At 50.6% G+C, this 17,942-nt stretch carries 21 protein-coding genes; 6 read left to right on the top strand and 15 right to left on the bottom strand.

Annotation, left to right across the window (positions count from 1 at the left end):
* The first annotated feature begins 217 nt into the window (after window positions 1–217).
* The 3 genes from D3D03_RS13685 (at window position 218) to D3D03_RS13675 (ending at window position 1,739) form a co-directional block, all read left to right on the top strand.
* The gene (locus D3D03_RS13685) at window positions 218–547 is read left to right on the top strand and encodes a DMT family transporter (RefSeq protein WP_119923870.1); all 330 of its coding nucleotides are present in this window, start codon (window positions 218–220) and stop codon (window positions 545–547) included.
* Window positions 544–861, top strand: coding sequence for a DMT family transporter (locus D3D03_RS13680; RefSeq protein WP_119923869.1), 318 nt, complete (start codon window positions 544–546; stop codon window positions 859–861). The genes D3D03_RS13685 and D3D03_RS13680 overlap by 4 nt, the downstream gene beginning before the upstream one ends.
* 122 nt (window positions 862–983) lie before the next feature.
* Window positions 984–1,739 (top strand): general stress protein, encoded by a 756-nt coding sequence (locus D3D03_RS13675; RefSeq protein ID WP_119923868.1) that lies wholly within the window; start codon window positions 984–986, stop codon window positions 1,737–1,739.
* 82 nt (window positions 1,740–1,821) lie between these two features.
* Here the strand turns inward: D3D03_RS13675 and D3D03_RS13670 are convergent, their stop codons facing one another.
* Window positions 1,822–2,646: an aldo/keto reductase gene (locus D3D03_RS13670; protein WP_119923867.1), complete on the bottom strand. Its 825-nt coding sequence runs from the start codon at window positions 2,644–2,646 to the stop codon at window positions 1,822–1,824.
* 142 nt (window positions 2,647–2,788) lie between these two features.
* Between D3D03_RS13670 and D3D03_RS13665 the strand changes: the two genes are divergently transcribed.
* The gene (locus D3D03_RS13665) at window positions 2,789–3,814 is read left to right on the top strand and encodes an iron-containing alcohol dehydrogenase family protein (protein ID WP_119923866.1); all 1,026 of its coding nucleotides are present in this window, start codon (window positions 2,789–2,791) and stop codon (window positions 3,812–3,814) included.
* Between the two features lie 50 nt (window positions 3,815–3,864).
* Here the strand turns inward: D3D03_RS13665 and D3D03_RS13660 are convergent, their stop codons facing one another.
* The 5 genes from D3D03_RS13660 to D3D03_RS13640 form a co-directional block, all read right to left on the bottom strand.
* Window positions 3,865–4,827, bottom strand: a complete 963-nt coding sequence (locus D3D03_RS13660; RefSeq protein WP_199700022.1) for an EAL domain-containing protein — start codon at window positions 4,825–4,827, stop codon at window positions 3,865–3,867.
* A 195-nt stretch (window positions 4,828–5,022) separates the two neighbouring features.
* Window positions 5,023–5,256: a DUF1294 domain-containing protein gene (locus D3D03_RS13655; protein WP_255415538.1), complete on the bottom strand. Its 234-nt coding sequence runs from the start codon at window positions 5,254–5,256 to the stop codon at window positions 5,023–5,025.
* A gap of 48 nt (window positions 5,257–5,304) precedes the next feature.
* A complete protein-coding gene (locus tag D3D03_RS13650) occupies window positions 5,305–6,042 on the bottom strand; it encodes a TPM domain-containing protein (RefSeq protein WP_119923864.1) in 738 nt (245 codons plus the stop codon).
* On the bottom strand, window positions 6,039–6,632 hold the full coding sequence (locus D3D03_RS13645) for a LemA family protein (RefSeq protein WP_026833999.1): 594 nt from the start codon (window positions 6,630–6,632) through the stop codon (window positions 6,039–6,041). The genes D3D03_RS13650 and D3D03_RS13645 overlap by 4 nt, the downstream gene beginning before the upstream one ends.
* A 107-nt stretch (window positions 6,633–6,739) precedes the next feature.
* Window positions 6,740–7,576: an undecaprenyl-diphosphate phosphatase gene (locus D3D03_RS13640; protein WP_026833998.1), complete on the bottom strand. Its 837-nt coding sequence runs from the start codon at window positions 7,574–7,576 to the stop codon at window positions 6,740–6,742.
* Window positions 7,577–7,747: 171 nt separating this feature from the next.
* Between D3D03_RS13640 and D3D03_RS13635 the strand changes: the two genes are divergently transcribed.
* Entirely contained in the window at window positions 7,748–9,850 is a 2,103-nt protein-coding gene (locus D3D03_RS13635) for a heavy metal translocating P-type ATPase (RefSeq protein ID WP_119923863.1), read from the top strand.
* Window positions 9,851–9,967: 117 nt separating this feature from the next.
* On the opposite strand, the gene D3D03_RS13630 is transcribed toward D3D03_RS13635, so the two are convergent.
* The 3 genes from D3D03_RS13630 to D3D03_RS13620 form a co-directional block, all read right to left on the bottom strand.
* Window positions 9,968–10,780: a ZIP family metal transporter gene (locus D3D03_RS13630; RefSeq protein WP_035387680.1), complete on the bottom strand. Its 813-nt coding sequence runs from the start codon at window positions 10,778–10,780 to the stop codon at window positions 9,968–9,970.
* A 69-nt stretch (window positions 10,781–10,849) separates the two neighbouring features.
* Window positions 10,850–11,179, bottom strand: a complete 330-nt coding sequence (locus D3D03_RS13625; protein WP_119923862.1) for a YolD-like family protein — start codon at window positions 11,177–11,179, stop codon at window positions 10,850–10,852.
* Window positions 11,163–12,488, bottom strand: coding sequence for a Y-family DNA polymerase (locus tag D3D03_RS13620; RefSeq protein ID WP_119923861.1), 1,326 nt, complete (start codon window positions 12,486–12,488; stop codon window positions 11,163–11,165). Before D3D03_RS13620 ends, D3D03_RS13625 begins: the two co-directional genes overlap by 17 nt.
* A 205-nt stretch (window positions 12,489–12,693) precedes the next feature.
* On the opposite strand from D3D03_RS13620, the gene D3D03_RS13615 reads away from it, so the two are divergent.
* Window positions 12,694–13,344 (top strand): pentapeptide repeat-containing protein, encoded by a 651-nt coding sequence (locus tag D3D03_RS13615; protein WP_119923860.1) that lies wholly within the window; start codon window positions 12,694–12,696, stop codon window positions 13,342–13,344.
* Between the two features lie 55 nt (window positions 13,345–13,399).
* Here the strand turns inward: D3D03_RS13615 and D3D03_RS13610 are convergent, their stop codons facing one another.
* The 6 genes from D3D03_RS13610 to D3D03_RS13585 form a co-directional block, all read right to left on the bottom strand.
* Window positions 13,400–14,155, bottom strand: a complete 756-nt coding sequence (locus tag D3D03_RS13610; protein ID WP_026833992.1) for an MBL fold metallo-hydrolase — start codon at window positions 14,153–14,155, stop codon at window positions 13,400–13,402.
* A 69-nt stretch (window positions 14,156–14,224) separates the two neighbouring features.
* A complete protein-coding gene (locus D3D03_RS13605) occupies window positions 14,225–14,734 on the bottom strand; it encodes an arsinothricin resistance N-acetyltransferase ArsN1 family A (protein ID WP_026833991.1) in 510 nt (169 codons plus the stop codon).
* A 142-nt stretch (window positions 14,735–14,876) separates the two neighbouring features.
* Window positions 14,877–15,416, bottom strand: coding sequence for a 1,2-dihydroxy-3-keto-5-methylthiopentene dioxygenase (locus tag D3D03_RS13600; protein WP_119923859.1), 540 nt, complete (start codon window positions 15,414–15,416; stop codon window positions 14,877–14,879).
* A gap of 16 nt (window positions 15,417–15,432) precedes the next feature.
* Window positions 15,433–16,053 (bottom strand): methylthioribulose 1-phosphate dehydratase, encoded by a 621-nt coding sequence (locus D3D03_RS13595; RefSeq protein ID WP_026833989.1) that lies wholly within the window; start codon window positions 16,051–16,053, stop codon window positions 15,433–15,435.
* Complete coding sequence (locus D3D03_RS13590) at window positions 16,050–16,709, bottom strand: 2-hydroxy-3-keto-5-methylthiopentenyl-1-phosphate phosphatase (RefSeq protein ID WP_119923858.1); 660 nt, start codon at window positions 16,707–16,709, stop codon at window positions 16,050–16,052. Before D3D03_RS13590 ends, D3D03_RS13595 begins: the two co-directional genes overlap by 4 nt.
* Entirely contained in the window at window positions 16,706–17,896 is a 1,191-nt protein-coding gene (locus D3D03_RS13585) for a 2,3-diketo-5-methylthiopentyl-1-phosphate enolase (protein WP_119923857.1), read from the bottom strand. The genes D3D03_RS13590 and D3D03_RS13585 overlap by 4 nt, the downstream gene beginning before the upstream one ends.
* Window positions 17,897–17,942: the final 46 nt, after the last annotated feature.

Below are 17,942 nucleotides of genomic sequence, written 5' to 3'. Positions count from 1 at the left end.
GGCGATTTTCCTGTTTGACAGGTAAAATCAAGCGTGCTAAAGTCGGGGTATCGAATGAAAAGAAGAGTAATCCTCTAGGGTTCCGTTCGGCTGGACCAAGGGAGGAACATGAGGGACACCTCATGCAACGGAGGGATAAAAGCCCGGGAGTAAAGCGTTTTTTACGCTTGCTCCCGGGCTTTTTTGTTTGAACCAACATCTATGAGGAGGAAATAACATGACAAAATATTGGTTAAGTATCGTCCTGGCGTCTTTTTTTGAAGTCGGCTGGGTCATCGGATTAAAACACGCAGCGACACCGCTCGAGTGGGGGGCGACGATCATCAGCATCATCGTCAGTTTCAGCGTTTTGATTAAAGTCAGTAATCATCTGCCGGTCGGGACCGTCTATGCCGTCTTTGTCGGACTGGGAACAGCCGGTACGGTGTTGACCGACATTCTGCTGTTTGGTCAATCCGCGTCGCTCATCAAGTTGATGTTGATTGCCGTTTTACTTGTTGGTGTCATCGGTCTGAAGTTAGTCAGTGGGGAGGGTGAAAAACAATGAGTTGGTTCTATTTGATTTTGGCGGGTTTATTTGAAATGTTAGGTGTCGTCTTGATTAATACGTTTAATCAGCAGAAAAACCCGAAAAACCTGATTTTGATGTTTGCCGGTTTCGGGTTCAGTTTTTTATTCCTGACCTTGGCGATGAATGAACTGCCGATGGGAACGGCATACGCGGTCTGGACCGGAATCGGGGCAGCCGGTGGTACGATTCTCAGTATGATCTTTTACAAGGAAGCGAAAGACTGGAAACGGTTGGTCTGTATCGGTTTGATCATCAGTGCGACCATCGGATTAAAGCTGATTGGGGAATAAACATATCATTTAGATTACTTTTCTCATCCGAGCCGACTTGGTGGCATATTTTAGTCGGAAAAAGGAAATACTCCTTATAAGACAGTACGTCATTAAAATCGTGCATAAGGGGATGGATCGGTATGAAGACAAAACAGTATATCGGAACGTTTTATAAAGAAGAAGAATTAATCTCGAAAATGGATGAGTTGCATCAGCAAGGTCATCGCGAAGAAGATTTTTATATCATCGTCAAAGAGAAATCGAATCTGCAACTCGTCCGCAGTCAAATGGACGCAGAGATTGCGACGACGAAACCGTCATGGATCGATCGGATCCGCGGCAATCAAGGGCGTGACCAAGAAGTGGATAATTTGTTTGGTTCACTCGATTTACCGGCAGATCAAGTCGAAGTCCATAAAACGGAAGTCGAAGGCGGCGGATTCGTCCTGTTGCTCGAAGTCCAGGACATTCAGTTTGATCCCCATCTGAATACAGACAATACACATCCGGACGTCAAAGTACGTTACGGCAGCTATGAAGAGACGCATACATCAGACGATGCGAACTCCAACGCACAATTGGGGTCAGGGAATCCGCTTGATGTCGACAAGGATTCAAAAGAAGAACATGCGGAAATTGATTTGCACCGGGCGGGGACAGATAAAATGCCGCAAGATGAAGAAGCAATTGAAAACGCAAGACCGGCCGGAGATCGCGAACCGAACGTAGCGATGCGTCGTGATGATGACTTCAAGCGTCCGGAGTGGGAAGAACAAAAAGCCCGTCACGAAGACGAGAAGACAGATGACAAAGAGGATATTCATCGTCCAAACCGTTCCGCCGACCGCACAGACGATTTGGCGAAACAAGACCACGGAAATAATTTGGATCGTTAATCAAAAAGTGATGAGTTGAAAACTCGTTTTTAATACAGATCAAGGTGGCAGATTTCAAATCTGCCACCTTGATTTTTTTGTCTTATTTTTTATGCATGTCATCCGGATTGGAACCGGTCCGTTCATTGCGGTTCAATTGGTCGATGTGGTTCATCTCTTCCGCCGACAACACAAAGTCAAATACGTTCAGGTTTTCCCGGATCCGGCTTGGGGTGACGGATTTTGGAATGGCGACGATCTCGTGTTGAAGGTGCCAGCGCAAAATGACTTGGGCCGGCGTCTTGTCGTGTCGCGCTGCGATGTCCACGATGACCGGTTCTGTCAAGGCATCGCGTCCCTTCATCAGTGGACTCCATGCTTCGACGAAGATACCGTGTTCCCGGCAAAACGAACGGATCGCTTCCTGGCTCAGGAACGGATGCAGTTCGATTTGGTTGACGGCGGGCACAATCGTTCCTTCTTCGAGAATCCGTTTGAGGTGCGGGATGTGGAAGTTCGAGACACCGATGGCTTTGGTTTTTCCTTCTGCATAAAGGTGCTCGAGCGCGCGCCATGTGTCCATGTATAAATCCTCATCCGGCATCGGCCAGTGGATTAAATAAAGATCGACATAGTCGACACCCAGTTTGTCGAGGCTCGTTTGAAACGCAGCAAGCGTCTGATCATAACCTTGATCCTTGTTCCAGACTTTCGTCGTCAAAAAGATGTCTTCCCGGGGAATTCCCGAATCCCGCAAAGCGCGTCCGACACCGGCTTCGTTCTCATAAATCATCGCCGTATCGATGGACCGGTAACCGGCCTGTAGTGCTTCCCGTACCGCTTCATAAACCTCTTGTTCCGGTACTTTAAAAACACCGTACCCGAGTTGCGGCATGACAAGTCCGTTGTTTAATGTGATGAATTCCATTTTGAATCCCCCTTAGTTCAGCAATGTTCTGCTTATTTAGTGTACGCCTTCTGTTGCTGAAAATCGAATCAAACGAAGGGTTGAACTCAGCGGGGGACTTCCGTATACTGAGCGTTAACAAATAATGGAATGAGGGATAACGATGATTCGTCAAGCAGTTTTGCAATACATACATGAAGAACGGGCGGTTGATCGGCTCACAACACTGTTAGCGGATCGAAAAGCCGTCATGCTGCACGGGAAACAGGCGCTCGAAGCCGCCCGAGGCTATCTTCCGGAACTACCAAAAATCGAGTTCAGCGGACACTGTACGGACCAACAAGTTGAACGGTTGGCAGAAGAATGTGCGACGTACGAAATCATCGTCGCCGTTGGCGGAGGGTCATTGATTGATACGGCAAAGCAGGTCGCCGTCAAACAAAACCGTCCCTTAATCGTCATTCCGACGCTTGTTTCAAATTGTGCCCCGTGGACACCGCTCAGTGTCATGTATGATCAGCAGGGGCAGTACGTGCGGTTTGATACGATTCCGGTCGTCATCGAGGCTTTGTTGCTCGATCACCGGATTCTTGCCAATAGTCCCTATGATTATTTCGTTGCCGGACTCGTTGATACGTTAGCCAAGTGGTATGAGGCACGCGCCCTCAGCGGCACATCGGCAGACGATCCGGTTGTCGAGTCCGCGTTGCGGATGGCCGAACACTGTAAAGCGCTGATTTTACGGACGCCGATCAGTCCGGAACAATTTAAAGTCTATCCGTCATCCATCCAACATTTGGTGGAGACGGTCATTCCGCTTGCTGGAAGTGTCGGTGGATTTGGTGACGAAGCGACGCGCGGAGCGATTGGACACGGTGTCCACAATGCATTGTCACCGTTCCCTTCAACCAAAACAATCCTCCATGGAAGCAAAGTCGGGTATGGCTTGCTGGTTCAGGAATCATTGCTTGGTGAAACACAGTCTTACGAAGAGTTGCAGCACTATTTAAGAGACAATCAGCAACCGACGACAAGTACAGAGCTCGGTTTGACGGAGACGGAGCGAGAAAACTTGGCGGAACGAATTGGTCAAGAACCCCTCTGTCAATTGATCGAGACCGACCTGTCTCCGCGTACGATTTTGGCAACTTTAATGAAAAATGATCAACAAGCCGTTCGTTCGCATTGAGTACATGTTAAAAAAAATCCTGTCCCCGAACATCCGGAGGCAGGATTTTTTTATTGGGCTTTGGCAAGTTGTTGATACGGGGCAGGACGACCAAGCAGGTATCCTTGTCCGAAGTCAAAGCCAAGTTCCCGGCAGAGGTCGAGTTCTTCTTGGCGTTCGATGCCTTCTGCAAGAATTTGAATGCCCATCTCTTTTGTTAAATGGCGTGCTTTTCGCAAGAAGGCTTCATTTTCCGCGACCGTATCACAGTGGGAGATGAAGGCGCGGTCAATTTTAATGTAATCCGGTTGCAGGAGCGACAACATATCGAGCGTCGAGAATCCGGCACCGACATCGTCAAGCGCGACTTGGATACCTTGTTTTTTATACTGTTCAAAAACGTGTTTCAAATGATTGACGTCTTCGATTTTTTCCGTCTCAACAACTTCGAATACCAATCGGCTAGGGTCGACATTGTATCGTTCGACGATTTCGAACGTATGGCGCAGACAATACTCCGGATTGTAGATCGTTGAGGGCAGGAAGTTGATGAACGTCTTCTCCGTCCCGCCGACTAAATGGGTCGCACGGATCGCTTCCTCACGTGCCCGCTGGTCGAGTCTTGAATGAAGTCCCATCTTCGAAGCGGTCGAGAAGAGCAGACCAGGCGACATCGAGACGTTTTCGTCTGCTGCCCGAAGCAACGCTTCATTGGCAAACAGGGTGTTGTCCTGAATGTTAAAAATCGGTTGCAGATGACTGGTCATGATTCCATTTTGAATGAAATCGATCGTCTGCCGGTTGTGTAACTGCTCCAGTAAAACAGAAGCAGCGAGAACCGGTGTGGCGAGACGTGATCCAACTGCCCGGCAGGAGACCGGGAAGTCAGCGATCCGTAAAGTCGCTGTCAGTAATTGTTCCAGTTCTTCAAAGGAAGCGTAGGAAAACACTTCGGATGCAGGGGACTGGATATGTAGAGAGCCAGTCTCGATAAAACGGATTGTCGTTGTACACTCGGCGCAAGGATGCCACATGAATGGATGTCCACCTCTCTTATTTCAAATACACATGAAAAAGATGTATTTATTAAATTGGTTAAACTCTTTACCCGAAGATAATCTATTCATAAACCTGATATCAACTATTTGAACCTCTATTGACCAAACTAAAAAAAGAGAGACGAATTCGTCTCTCTCTTTTATCGGTTGATTAGTACATAATCTAAAGCATCACGACCGAAGCCATAAAATCCAGACGGTCGCATGGAGTAAAATCGCAAGTGGGACGAACAATTGAAACTTAGCGGTCCGTGTTTTATGACGGACAAGTTGCATCGCAAGCAATGTCCCGAGTGCCCCACCAAGAAAAGCGATCGTCAACAAGGTGGCTTCCGGTGTCCGCCAGGCCCGTTGTTTCGCTTGGCGTTTATCCCGCCACATTGAAACAAATCCGATCACGGTCATCACACCGTAAAATAGAAGGATACTCAAGTAAACTGTCATGCCAAATCCTTACCTTTCTGCGCCACCGCCGCCGGAACTGCCGCCGCCACCACGACTGCCACCGCCACCACCACCGCCGCGCATGATGGCAGAGAACAGGTTGATGATCGCAAAGAAGAACATGCCGCCGGTGAACTTCATATCAAGAAACAGCAACAAGACGAGACCGGCACCGATCAAGACTTTTGCCCACGTGCTCAACCCGCTGTCGTTAGTTTGTTTAACCGGATCTTGTGATTCGAGCGATTGTTCTTTTGAGATGACACTGACGACGGCTTTGTACGTTTCGGAAGCCGCTTTGCCATACTCATCTTGATCGCGGTAGGGAACCGCGTACTTGTCGAGAATCCGTCCGGCGGTAATATCCGTCAAGATGCCTTCCAGCTTGTAACCGACTTCGATTCGGAAATTTCGGTCTTGTTCGTTTGGAGCAACGACGACGAGCACTCCGTTATCTTTTCCGGCTTGACCGATGCCCTGCGTCCGGAATGTCTCATTGGCATACGTGCTTAAATCCTGTCCTTTTAAATCAGGGACGGTCTTCAGGACGACTTGTGCCGTCGTGTACTGTTCGAGTTCCTGACCGAGACGAGCGAGTTCCGCTTCTTCCGACGCAGACAGCAGCTGGGCATCATCTTGGATGAAGAATGCTGCGCCCGTGCGTTCTGACACGGCTTCGGCAGTCGGAGTCAGAAGGAAGAAGACGAGGAACGCGGTGAAAAGCAGTCGCGTTCTTCGCCAAATCATTTCGAATCACTATTGAAGTCAACCGTTGGATTTTCACGGTCACTTTCTGAGATTTCATAATATGGTTTTTTCTCAAAACCAAACGCCGAAGCATAAAGCGAAGTTGGGAAACTGCGACGTTTTTTGTTGTAGACAGTCACGGCATCATTGTAATCTTTTCGTGCGATACCAAGACGGTTTTCTGTTCCTTCCAGTGTATCCATCAACGATTGGAACCGTTCGCTTGATTTGAGTTCCGGATACGTCGTTTGCAAGGCAATCAATCCGCGAAGCGAAGAGGTGACCTGCTGATCGGCTTCAATCCGTTGTTCTGTCGAAGCGGCACGGGCAAGACCCGCTTGTGCCTCGGCGATATCACCGTAGACTTTTTCTTCCTGACCGGCAACACCTTTAACCGTTTCAACCAGGTTCGGAATCAAATCCGCCCGGCGTTTAATCTGATTGTCGACTTGTGACCATTTGTTTGAAACGTCTTCTTCGACGTTGACGAGACTGTTGTACTGTCCAATCGCCAAAAATGCGATGAGGACGACGACGGCAATCCCGATGATGAGAGGTAACTTGGACCCTCCACGATTTCTGCGTGCCATAACTACGTTCACTCCTTTTTCTGTATCTCAACTATATATACCCTAATCACTCTTAATTAGTTTCATGAAAATGAAAAACTACCAGCGATTCACTGGTAGTTTGAAAATTACAGATAGACGATGACGGCAAGAATTGCTGCCAAGACGAGACGGTAGATCGCAAACGGAACAAGTTTGATCTTGTTGATCAGCTTCAAGAAGAAACGGATCGACAGTAACGCAAATCCGAAGGAAGCAACGAACCCGACTGCATAGAAACTGAGGTGTGCCATTTCGATGTACTCCCAGTTCTTGACGAGTGAGAGGAAACTTGCGCCGAACATGATCGGAACAGCCATGATGAAGGTAAAGTCTGCTGCCGTCCGGTGGTTCATCCCGAGGAACACCCCTCCGGAAATCGTTGAACCGGACCGGGAGAAACCGGGCCAGAGTGAGATACATTGGAACAGACCGACGAGTGCTGCTTGACGGTAAGAAATTTGATCAAGCGTCGTGGTTTTCGGTTCTTTTGGTCCGAATTTATCGGCTGCGATCATCAAGATCGCTCCGGCTGCAAGACCGATGATGACGGTGTCGATCGAGAAGAGGTTCTCATCGATGAAGTCTTCAAACAACAGACCAAGAACGGCTGCCGGGAGTAAACCGATCAGAACGTGACGCAATTTCAGTTTGTGTGTACCTGTTGCGTCATGTTCGCCTTCGATCTTATAGAGACCAATCAGGCTGAACAACCGTTTCCAAAAGACGACGATGACGGCGAGGATCGATCCCAGCTGAATGACGATCTTAAACGTATTCGCAGAATACTGACCTAAAAATTCTGATGTCTGGAGCCACATATCGTCAACGATGATCATATGTCCGGTTGAGGAAACAGGGGCGAATTCCGTCATCCCTTCGACGAAACCGAGTAAAAGTGCTTTAAGTAATTCAATGATAGTCATGTTATTCTCCTTCTATATTTTTCTAATTAAAAACATATCATGTTTTATTCTTCTGAGATAGAACTAATCGAAATATCGGGCGCAGGTCTGAGGCAAATATGACTTGTCGCAGACAAGAAAAGGGAGTACACTGATTTTATAATCAAACAATCGTTTGAATGAGGTGAGAAGATGGAAACCAAAACAGAACGACTTCACGTGACCGGAATTGATTGTGCCAACTGTGCAGCCAAAGTCGAACGCGGTGTTTCGAACGTCAACGGCATCGAGCAAGCCAATTTGGATTTTGCCGGGCAAAAACTGTATCTGACGTACGAAAAAGAGGCAATACTCGACGATACTTATCGCGCGGTTGTTAATCGAGTCCAGGAACTGGAACCCAATGTTGTGCTCACGCGACCGGATGCATCAGACGGCGAGGACGATCACGGTCATCATCATGACCACGGACCGTTTTTGACTCGGACGAAAAAAATTCAATATGGTATGGGTCTGCTGTCCTTCGCCGGGGCGTATCTCGTCCCGGGATCAATTGACCTTCTATTTTTTGCGATTGCGTACTTATTGATCGGATGGGATGTCTTGCGAACGGCCGTCCGGAACATACGACACGGACAGGTGTTTGACGAGAACTTCCTGATGTTCATTGCGACAATCGGTGCGTTTTTGATTGGCGAATATCCGGAAGCCGTCGCCGTGATGCTGTTTTATCAAATCGGTGAGTTTTTCCAACATCGTGCGGTGGATCAATCCCGGAAATCGATTGCTGAACTGATGGACATCCGCCCGGATGTAGCAACGCTTGCAGACGGACGACAAGTCCGGCCGGACCAGGTGACGATTGGTCAGCAGATTCTGGTCCGGGCAGGCGAAAAAATCCCTTTGGACGGGACCGTCCTTGAAGGGGAAGCCTTCATCGACACAACCGCCCTGACCGGCGAGTCGGTCCCGCGACGGGTCCGACCGTCCGATCCGATTTTAGCCGGGACGATCAATACGGATGGACATCTGTTGATTCAAGTCGACCGCCGGTATGGCGAGTCAACGGTTGCTAAAATTCTTGATTTAGTGGAAAACGCGTCGCGTCATAAAGCACCAACAGAAAAATTCATCACCCGCTTCGCGCGTGTCTACACACCTGTCGTCGTTGTGATTGCAACCTTGCTCGCGGTCGTGCCACCACTCCTGATCAGTGGGGCGACATGGGGGGACTGGATTTACCGGTCACTTGTCTTCCTGGTCATCAGCTGTCCGTGTGCGCTTGTCATTTCGATTCCGTTAGGATTCTTCAGCGGGATTGGTGCTGCTTCAAAACGGGGGATTCTCGTTAAAGGAGGCAATCACCTTGAAGCGTTGCAACAGTTGGATACGGTCGTGTTCGATAAAACCGGGACTTTGACAGAAGGGGTGTTTGAAGTCGTCGAACTGCGTCCGGCAAGTGGATCGGATGAAGAACTGTTGCAGGCAGCTGCGACGGTCGAACAACACTCGAATCATCCGATTGCGAAATCGATCCAATGCCTGTACGCGACGCGTGGTGTCGTCACGGTGACGGGACAAGATTACCGGGAAGTAGCCGGTTCCGGTGTCACCGGACGGTTTGGAACGGATCAGCTGGAGGCGGGGAACGCCCGTTGGTTCAAGGAACTGGGCTTTACGCCGCTTGATCAGACGGAAGACGGGACGTATGTCCATGTTGCCAAAAATGGAACGTACCTCGGGTTTATCCGGATTGCGGACCGGATTAAATCCAGCACGGTCGACGCCTTACAGGATCTAAAAAAACTGGGTGTCCGTCGAACGGTCATGTTGACCGGCGACCGGCAGGAGACGGCACAACGAATCGGTCGACAGGTTGGCATCGATCAGATCGAAGCGGAACTGTTGCCGGATCAAAAAGTCGACCAGTTGGAAGCAATCTTGCGACAAGCAAAAGGGAAAGTTGCGTTCGTCGGGGACGGCATCAACGACGCACCGGTTCTGACGCGGGCCGATGTCGGCATCGCGATGGGCGGACTCGGCAGTGACGTCGCGATTGAAGCGGCAGACGTCGTCTTAATGACGGATGAACCGAAGCAACTGGTGGAAGCAATCCACGTCGCGCGTGCCACCCGGAAAATCGTCTATCAGAACATCATCTTTGCGCTCGGTGTCAAAGGAGTTTTCTTACTCCTCGGGGCCTTCGGGATTGCGACGATGTGGGAAGCGGTATTTGCAGACGTCGGTGTGACTGTTCTTGCGGTCTTGAATGCGATGCGGATTTTACGGAAGTGATGTTTTTTAAATAAGACAAGGGTGGCAGAATTGTAATCTGCCACCCTTGTCTTTGTAGACGCTGACTTTTGAGTCAGCGTCTTATTTTAATGCGTAGAAAACAATCAGCAAAAGAGATCAGCCTAATGCGACGTCAAGAATCATCATCACGGTGAATCCGACCATTAACCCGAGTGTGGCCAAGTCTGAGCCGTTTTCCGCCTGTGATTCAGGAATCAATTCTTCGACAACGACAAAGATCATCGCACCGGCAGCGAAAGCCAACGCATACGGTAACAGCGGTTGAATGAAGAAGACGGCAGCTGCACCGATCATGGCGGCAATCGGTTCGACGATTGCGGACAACTGTCCATAATTGAAGGCACGCCGGCGTGACATGCCTTCACCACGAAGCGGAATCGACAAGGCCGCCCCTTCCGGCATGTTTTGAATCCCGATTCCAAGCGCGAGTGTCAATGCGCCGGCGACTGTCGCCCCGTCCATGTTGAGCGCGGCTGCACCAAAGGCAACACCAATCGCTAAACCTTCCGGGATGTTGTGTAAAGTAATCGCGAGAAACAATAAGGTCGTCTTTTTTAAACCGGTCGACGGACCTTCGGCTGTTTCAAGCGGAGCAGACAGATGGAGATGGGGGGTGACGAAGTCAAGCAGCCGGACGAAGAAGCCACCCGCCAGAAAGCCGAGCGCCGCCGGCAACCAGGCAATCCCGCCATCTTTTTCCGTAAACTCAATCGCTGGGGCGAGCAGGGACCAAAAGGAAGCGGCAATCATGACGCCGGCGGCAAAACCAAGCATCATGTTCATGACGCGTTTTTCAATGGTCGTAAAAACAAATACAAGTGCTGCACCAAGTGCAGTCAATCCCCAAGTCATCATACCGGCAAGTAACGCCTGCAGGACGACGGGGAGTCCGATGAACCAATCCATCATTTACATCATTCCTTCTTTCAATCACGATTCGTAAAATAAGTGCGTGAGGTACGATGCCTCCTGTCTCTTCTACCCGTTTTCAATCCGAACAATTCCCGCAAACGGAATTTGAATCCGTGAAGCTCCACGCAGAACGACATACGTGTGTTCACGATGAATATGTTCGATGAAACCGGATGTCGTGACGTAACCTCTTTCACTATAATACGTGATTTCCAACTCGTTTCCTTCTATTAAGGCTTCTTCAAGCAGGAACTGCCATGGATACTGCAATTGTTCATCGATGACCGGAAAATCAATCCGGTGTTTTTCGAGATAATACGCTTTGAGCAGTTGAACGTGTTCCGGCATCAGAAACGGAATCCATTTGAGATTTCCGCGGTCACGGTAACGTGTCATGCAGGTCACCTCCCGGGTGACCGCCGACGAACCGGAGCCGGCGTTTGGCGACACTCGTATCAAGGAATGACACGGCGAGACGGATCGTTCCTTTGCCATACCGCAGATTGACACGATCCATCGCTTTTAACAATCGTTTTCTGCGCCAGACTTTTCGGTTGTCTTCAAACAGCGACAGTTGCAGTGTCCCCTGATCTGCTGTGAGCTGACCAAGTGCAACCGACAAAAAACGAATCGGCTCGCCTTCCATCCAGTTCGGTTCGAACAGTTGGAGCAGATGACGCAACAGAAGCCGTTCATCAGCGGTCGGATAGGGGAGCCGGAGTTGTTTGGAAAAACCGGATCGTAAAACATGCCGAGAATAGCGGACACCCAGATGAACCGTCCAACCGACTTGATTGGAGAAGCGCACCCGGGCCGCGACGTCACCCGCCAGTTCAGCCAGAACCAAACGGATTTGCTCATACTGGTAGTAGTCACGCATCAATGTCACACCATGTCCGATTGTTCGCTGCACAGCAGGTGAAGTCTGAAACAATGCCGTCGGATCGATCGTCGTCGGTGAACTGTCAATGCCCCATGCGTGATGCCACAGTTCGGCTCCGAGCACACCAAACCGTTCATGAAGGTCTTCGACGCGGGAGGCCGCCAAATCGCCGATCGTTTCGATGCCGAGTGCCAACAAGTGCTGTTCCATCTTTTGACCGACGCCCCACATCTTTCGAATCGGAAAGTCGTGTAGCAACCTCGAGACATCTGCATAGCCGCACCGTGCGATGCCTTCGCGTTTTCCGAGTAAATCGAGGACTAGTTTCGCGACGACATTGTTTGGACCGATGCCGATGCGGACCGGAATGCCGGTTTGCTCCCAAATGGCGCTTTGAATGGCCTTGGCGGCTTCATCGTCTGTCCCGAAAAGACGTTCCGTTCCGCTCATGTCGATAAAGTTCTCGTCGATGGAATAGATGCGGATGGCATCGGGCGGAGCGAATTGATGCAACACATCAAGCACTTCGATTGATGTTTTCATATAGGCCAGCATTTGCGGCTCGACGAGCAGGATCTGCTTCCGCTCCCGGACCGGCAATTGTTCGATCTGATAAAGGCGGCTGGCCGTCTTGATTCCAAGTTTTTTTAAAGCCGGACTGGCTGCTAAGACGACGGATCCGGAACGTTTTAAGTCAGAGACGACAGCCAGTTTTGTTGTAAGTGGAGGTAAGTTCCGATACCGGCATTCACAACTGGCATAAAATGAGACACTGTCGATGCAGAAAATGCGTCGATCCGGAAATGGGATTTCAGGATACACAGCAAACACTCCTCTTTCATTAAAAGAACGTTTGTTCTTATTTTTGATTTGACTATACCATGGTCTCAATGGGTCTCAAATCAAAAATCTAAAAAAGAGTCAATGTGGCAGAGAAGAAAACAGGGCAAATAGACGACCACTTGTTCGCCAATCTTTGATACACTGGTAAAGGCAGAACCAGTGTAAAAGGAAGAAGGGGACATGAATGAAAAAGCAACAGCTGATTCAGTTACCGGAGTTACCGACTCGTTTGACGTCGGAAAGATTCGCGGACGTCGAAATCGATGACCCGTACCTGTACCAAACGATTTATGAAAAAGAGACGTTGCCGACTGAGTTGACGGACCGGTTGGATGCCAACCAAGTCTGCTTTCGGAATGTTTCGTTCGCGGGTCTCGTCTTTGAACGGGCGACGTTTGAAAACGTTCGATTTGAACAGTGTGATTTGACGGGGTGTCAATTTCAGGACAGCCGTTTCCATCGTGTCGTCTTTGAGGATTGTCGTTTGACCGGCGTCCAATTTGAAACGAACACGATTGACCATGTGACAATCAAAGGATGTCAGGCAAATTATGCGCAAATCATCCGCACGGCATTACGTCATGTCGCGATTGAACAGACGACGATGCGGGAGAGTCATTTTTTCGAGATGAAACCGATCGATTTACGGTTCGATGAGGTCGATTTGACGGAGAGTCAATGGGTGGAGACTGCGTTGCAGGGACTTGATCTGCGGCACGCCGACCTGTCCGGTCTGACAATCGACCCGCGGTTTCTGCCGGGGGCGATCGTCACGGAAAGTCAGGCGATTACGTTCGCACGATTACTGGGACTCGTCATTCCAAGCCACGACTAAAAAAACGAAGTCCACTTTCCGGGATCAGACCGGAATGGTGGACTTCGTTTTTATTTTAGAAGGAAATCGTTTCGCCGTCATCCGGAATGAGGAAATGAGCGGACAGATGATGGGCAGCCAGGAAATCAGCAATCATGTCACGGCGCAGCAAACAATGATTGACGGATTCGAGGTGTGAGACGATGATCGTCGCCTCAGCGGCGGCTTGATGAACAGCGAGTAAATCGCGCTGGGACATCGTAATCGGTTCACCGGTCAGGAATTGAGCGGCACCACTGTTGACGACGATGATGTCAGGCGCATACTGTTCGATGGCGGTTTCGACCTCATCACACCAAATCGTATCGCCGGTGATATAGAGTGTCGGCTCGTCGGGGTGCGTCAAGACGATGCCGGAGACCGTTCCCATCCGTTGACCGATTTCACCGACCCCGTGTTGCCCTGATGTGTGAGAGACGCGGATGTCGCCAAGCGTCAATCCATTCTCAAACGACGAGACGTTCGTGAATCCGGCTTCGCGGATCGTCGCTGCGTCCGCCTCGTTTTGAGCGTAAAGCGGAATCTGTTTTGGCAAAAGCTCCTTCGCCGCTTCATCAAAGTGGTCGGCATGCAGATGCGTCACGAAAATCGCATCGGGATCAAGTAACGTTGAGACGTCGACCGGTAAGTCGACGAGCGGATTCGGGACGGCGTTTGGCGTTTGACCAAACGGCGGTAAGGTTCCTTTTTCGCCGAGAAACGGATCGATTAAAAATACTTGGTTGGCATAGGTGACGACGAGTGTGGCGTTACGGATTTGTTGAATGTCCATGGGCAGTCTTCCTTTCCTGTCTGGGAATGCTTCACTGTTCGTTCATTTCCCATTCGGAAGCCGGACTAATCATATCTGATCGTCAATCGTCTTCGGAAGCAGCTTTTCCATCGCCAGAACATCGACATAGTATCCGTTGAGCATGCCTTGCTCCTTAAACGTCCCGACGATCCGGAATCCGGACCGGATGTAGAGTTTTTGACCCAGCTTATTAAACGGGAAGGTAAACAGGATTAATTTATGGAATCCGTGCGTAATCGCGTGTTCCTCGATGATCCGTAAGAGCTGTCGTCCGATGCCTTGACCGCGGTGGGTTCTTGTGATGTAGACAGACAGTTCACCGACGGATTGATAGACCGGACGCGGATTGTAGGGATCAAGCGAGATGAAGCCAAGAATCGTCGTCCCTTCATACGCGACGAAACCGGCGTAACGTGTCGTCCGTTCCTGATACCAGTCTTTCATGAAGGACAGGTCCTTGGTATCCGTTTCAAGCGTCGCGATCCGGTCTTCGATTCCTTCGTTATAGATGGCGAGGATATGCGGTAAGTCAGCTTCCTGGACGGGTCGAATCATCATGAACGTGTCCTCCTGTTCGAGAGTCTTTTCTTCATTATATAGGAGGAAACGAAAACAAGCGGCATGTTTGTAGGATAGGAATTGCAAAAAAACAGACTGCCGGGCTTGAAGCCGCGGAGCAGTCTGTCCTGAGAAATCCTTTTTAGTTGGTCGTCTCGAGTGCGTCTTTTTCATAAATCGGCACCCAGCCGTCCGTCGTCACGAAAATCCGTACGGCAACGACTTGACGGTCGTCCTGGAGCGTGAAGTAATGGCGAGTGTTGACCGGGACGGAAATCAAATCGCCCGGGTTCAGCTCGATGTTGTAATAACCGACTTCGTCATCCTGGATTGCGAAGACGCCATGACCGCTGACGATGAAACGGACTTCATCATCCGTATGGTGATGTTCCTTCTGGAAGTTGACGAGCAACTCGTCCAAGTTTGGTGTCGCATCCGACAACGAAATGATATCTGCCGTCTGATAGCCGCGGCGTTCTGACACATCCGTGATTTCAGCTTGGAACGTATCGAGAATCGTTTGTTTGTCTTGATCCGTCAATGTATAGTTTTCAACCAGCTCCGCCGGCAGTTTCGAGACGTCCCATTGTTCGTAGAGTACACCGCGTGAGGTAAGGAATGAAGACACCTCGTTTTGATCCGTATACCGTTCGTTTGTCTGTTGGAAAAGTACTGTTGCCATTGTAAATTCCTCCTTTTTAATGAATCGCCTGTCGGCACGTTTGTAGTTTTAAGGTGTAACTGAACAAAAACTCGAATGCTTCCAACTGTTTTTTGGCTTCAAAGGCAGTCGGTGCCCAGACGGTGATGCCATGATTACGAATCAGGACGGCGCCGCTCTCGGCATGAACATGCGCTGCAAAGGCAGCGGCAAGTGTCGGAATGTCGGCATGGTTCGGGATGATCGGTACACGGACTTCCGCATCTTCTTCCCAACGGCCGAGTGCCTTGATGATTTCCTGACCGGCAAACCGAATCTCGCCTTGGTCGCCGTACAGTTCCGAAATGACATTATTGTCGACCGTATGGACGTGAAGGGAACAGCCGGCAGTCGTCCGGTTGAAGACCTCGACGTGGAGCAACGTTTCAGCAGAGGGACGCCCCGTCTGTTCGCCGATCAGTTGACCGGACGCGTCGACATGGACGAAGTCGTCCGGTGTATCCTGCCGTTTGTCCTTCCCGCTTGCCGTCACGAGAAATTCAGTCGGTTGATCGGCTGTCCGGATGGCGAGATTGCCGCTTGTGCCTGGGAACCAGTCGCGTGCTGCAAGTTCCTGTTTGACGGCCCGTAATTCTTCATATCGTTTTAAGAAGGTCATGTGTACACCACCTTTGTCTGGAGATGATTCAAGATGTCATGAAAGTTTTCGAACGGCGTATACGGGATGCCGTGCTGTTCACACAGCGTGATCAGATAATCCCGTGCATAAACGTGATCCGCCTGCTTAGCCAGTTCAAAATCTGTTACGGAGTCGCCAATCGCGATGATCGTGTCACCGTCCTGCTTCAGCTTCCGGGCGATCGAGGTTTTGCAACAGCCGCATTGATTTGTACAGGCCGCGTCGCAGGCATGCGGCCATTCGATTCGAACCGTCTCCTGGCTGAAGTCACTGCCGTTGCAATAAACCGCTTCGTCCGTCAGTACATCCGCAAGAATCGGCTGGACAAAAAAGTCGATCCCGCCGCTGACGATGGAAAAGTCAATCTCGTTCGATTTGGCAAAGGCGAGCAAGGTGTCGAAGCCGGGACGGATGACCGCCCGTTTCATCAAGAAATCAATGTAGTCCTGTTTTTGACTGGACGGAAGCAGCTGAAACATCTGTCCGACGCCGGACTGGATCGAGAGTGACCGGTCGAGCACACCTCGTTTTAACGGGTCAAATTTTTCCGACGGAGCGAACTCCTGCATCAAGGCGATGATATTATCGTGCTCCGTTACCGTGCCGTCAAAGTCACATAAAATCCGGATCGTCATTTCGTGATCCCCCAAGCATCGAGGGCGACACGTAATTCCTCGTGCCGGTGGGCGGCACTTGTCAGTGATTCGCCGGCCAGTGCTGCGTCGAGTGCCTGGCGGAAAGCGATGACTCCGGCCGCAGCACCTTGCGGATGACCGTGGACACCGCCACCGGCATTGATGACGGAATCGACGCCGAAATCACGAACAAGCTGGGCGACGAGACCCGGGTGGATTCCGGCGGACGGGACCGGGAGAATCGTTTTGGTCTCACCGATTCGGGTCGCTTCGACGGCAATTCCGCGGGCCAAGTCTTTGGCGAGGGCGACATTCCCGTACGGCGACGGGAACAGTGTCAAGTCGGCACCGGCAATCCGCGGCAACGTTCCGAGCAGGACCGGGGCGGCAATCCCGTACTCGGGACTGGCGATCAAGGCACCGCTCAACGCCGGATGATTAAAGATCGGGACCGGGATTTCCGGATCGGCTGCCAGTTCCCGCAAGACATCGAGCCCGTATGTAAACGTGTTGAGCAGGAGTGCCGTCGCTCCGGATTCAACCAGTCGTTTCGCCTGTTCTTTCAAGCGGAAGACCGGACCACTCAACGTAATCGCATAGAGGGCCCGTTTACCGGTCCGTTCATAGTGCACATCGAGGACTTCCCGTCCGATCCGCGCCCGGTCGAGTGCGGGTGTCAGCGGATTGTCGTATAAGATCTCGTCATCCTTGACGAGATCAATCCCGCCGGCAAGCTGGGCTTCGAGTTGTTCCCGTAAAAAAACGAGGTCCCGTCCGATGACGCCTTTGAAGATGCTCATCAACAGGGGGCGGTCATGGACTTGGATCAATTGGCGGACGCCCTCGATGCCGAATTTAGCACCGGGAAAATCCGGTGTGAACGAAGCGGGAAGCTGGAGATCCGTCAGTTTGATTTGACCGTCGAGCGACAGCTTGCCGAAGACGGTCGTCAAAATCGCCGAAAAGTCCCGTGAGACGTTGTGTTCCGGATAACGGATCGTGACATACCCTTTTCCGTCGTGTTCTTCCGTATGGACGACTTGTCCTTTGAAGGATTCAAGCTGTTGTTGTTCCAAATGATTCAAATCGGTCCATGAGCCGACCGTCAGACCGAGGGCGATTTGCTCTGCCCGTTTTGGTAACTGATCGGTCACGCCGAGTTGGTAAGTTGCGGTAATGTACGCCATGATCGTCGTCTCTCCCTTGTTAAAAAATACAAAAATGGTCCCTCGT

This window comes from Exiguobacterium sp. RIT452 (assembly GCF_003598705.1).
Lineage (GTDB): Bacteria > Bacillota > Bacilli > Exiguobacteriales > Exiguobacteriaceae > Exiguobacterium_A > Exiguobacterium_A undae.
The sequence above is the reverse complement of the archived record's forward strand: the minus strand, read 5'-3'. Positions and strand labels throughout refer to the sequence as shown.

Bases quoted from the DNA above. Each gene is read 5' to 3' on its own strand.
- D3D03_RS13665 (WP_119923866.1), top strand. From the start codon at position 2,789: ATGATTCGTCAAGCAGTTTTGCAATACATACATGAAGAACGGGCGGTT.
- D3D03_RS13625 (WP_119923862.1), bottom strand. From the start codon at position 11,179: ATGACACGTTACCGTGACCGCGGAAATCTCAAATGGATTCCGTTTCTG.
- D3D03_RS13635 (WP_119923863.1), top strand. From the start codon at position 7,748: ATGGAAACCAAAACAGAACGACTTCACGTGACCGGAATTGATTGTGCC.
- D3D03_RS13630 (WP_035387680.1), bottom strand. From the start codon at position 10,780: ATGATGGATTGGTTCATCGGACTCCCCGTCGTCCTGCAGGCGTTACTT.
- D3D03_RS13605 (WP_026833991.1), bottom strand. From the start codon at position 14,734: ATGATGATTCGACCCGTCCAGGAAGCTGACTTACCGCATATCCTCGCC.
- D3D03_RS13685 (WP_119923870.1), top strand. From the start codon at position 218: ATGACAAAATATTGGTTAAGTATCGTCCTGGCGTCTTTTTTTGAAGTC.
- D3D03_RS13595 (WP_026833989.1), bottom strand. From the start codon at position 16,053: ATGACCTTCTTAAAACGATATGAAGAATTACGGGCCGTCAAACAGGAA.
- D3D03_RS13590 (WP_119923858.1), bottom strand. From the start codon at position 16,709: ATGACGATCCGGATTTTATGTGACTTTGACGGCACGGTAACGGAGCAC.
- D3D03_RS13650 (WP_119923864.1), bottom strand. From the start codon at position 6,042: ATGATTTGGCGAAGAACGCGACTGCTTTTCACCGCGTTCCTCGTCTTC.
- D3D03_RS13600 (WP_119923859.1), bottom strand. From the start codon at position 15,416: ATGGCAACAGTACTTTTCCAACAGACAAACGAACGGTATACGGATCAA.
- D3D03_RS13675 (WP_119923868.1), top strand. From the start codon at position 984: ATGAAGACAAAACAGTATATCGGAACGTTTTATAAAGAAGAAGAATTA.
- D3D03_RS13585 (WP_119923857.1), bottom strand. From the start codon at position 17,896: ATGGCGTACATTACCGCAACTTACCAACTCGGCGTGACCGATCAGTTA.
- D3D03_RS13680 (WP_119923869.1), top strand. From the start codon at position 544: ATGAGTTGGTTCTATTTGATTTTGGCGGGTTTATTTGAAATGTTAGGT.
- D3D03_RS13660 (WP_199700022.1), bottom strand. From the start codon at position 4,827: ATGTGGCATCCTTGCGCCGAGTGTACAACGACAATCCGTTTTATCGAG.
- D3D03_RS13670 (WP_119923867.1), bottom strand. From the start codon at position 2,646: ATGGAATTCATCACATTAAACAACGGACTTGTCATGCCGCAACTCGGG.
- D3D03_RS13610 (WP_026833992.1), bottom strand. From the start codon at position 14,155: ATGGACATTCAACAAATCCGTAACGCCACACTCGTCGTCACCTATGCC.
- D3D03_RS13615 (WP_119923860.1), top strand. From the start codon at position 12,694: ATGAAAAAGCAACAGCTGATTCAGTTACCGGAGTTACCGACTCGTTTG.
- D3D03_RS13645 (WP_026833999.1), bottom strand. From the start codon at position 6,632: ATGGCACGCAGAAATCGTGGAGGGTCCAAGTTACCTCTCATCATCGGG.
- D3D03_RS13640 (WP_026833998.1), bottom strand. From the start codon at position 7,576: ATGACTATCATTGAATTACTTAAAGCACTTTTACTCGGTTTCGTCGAA.
- D3D03_RS13655 (WP_255415538.1), bottom strand. From the start codon at position 5,256: ATGACCGTGATCGGATTTGTTTCAATGTGGCGGGATAAACGCCAAGCG.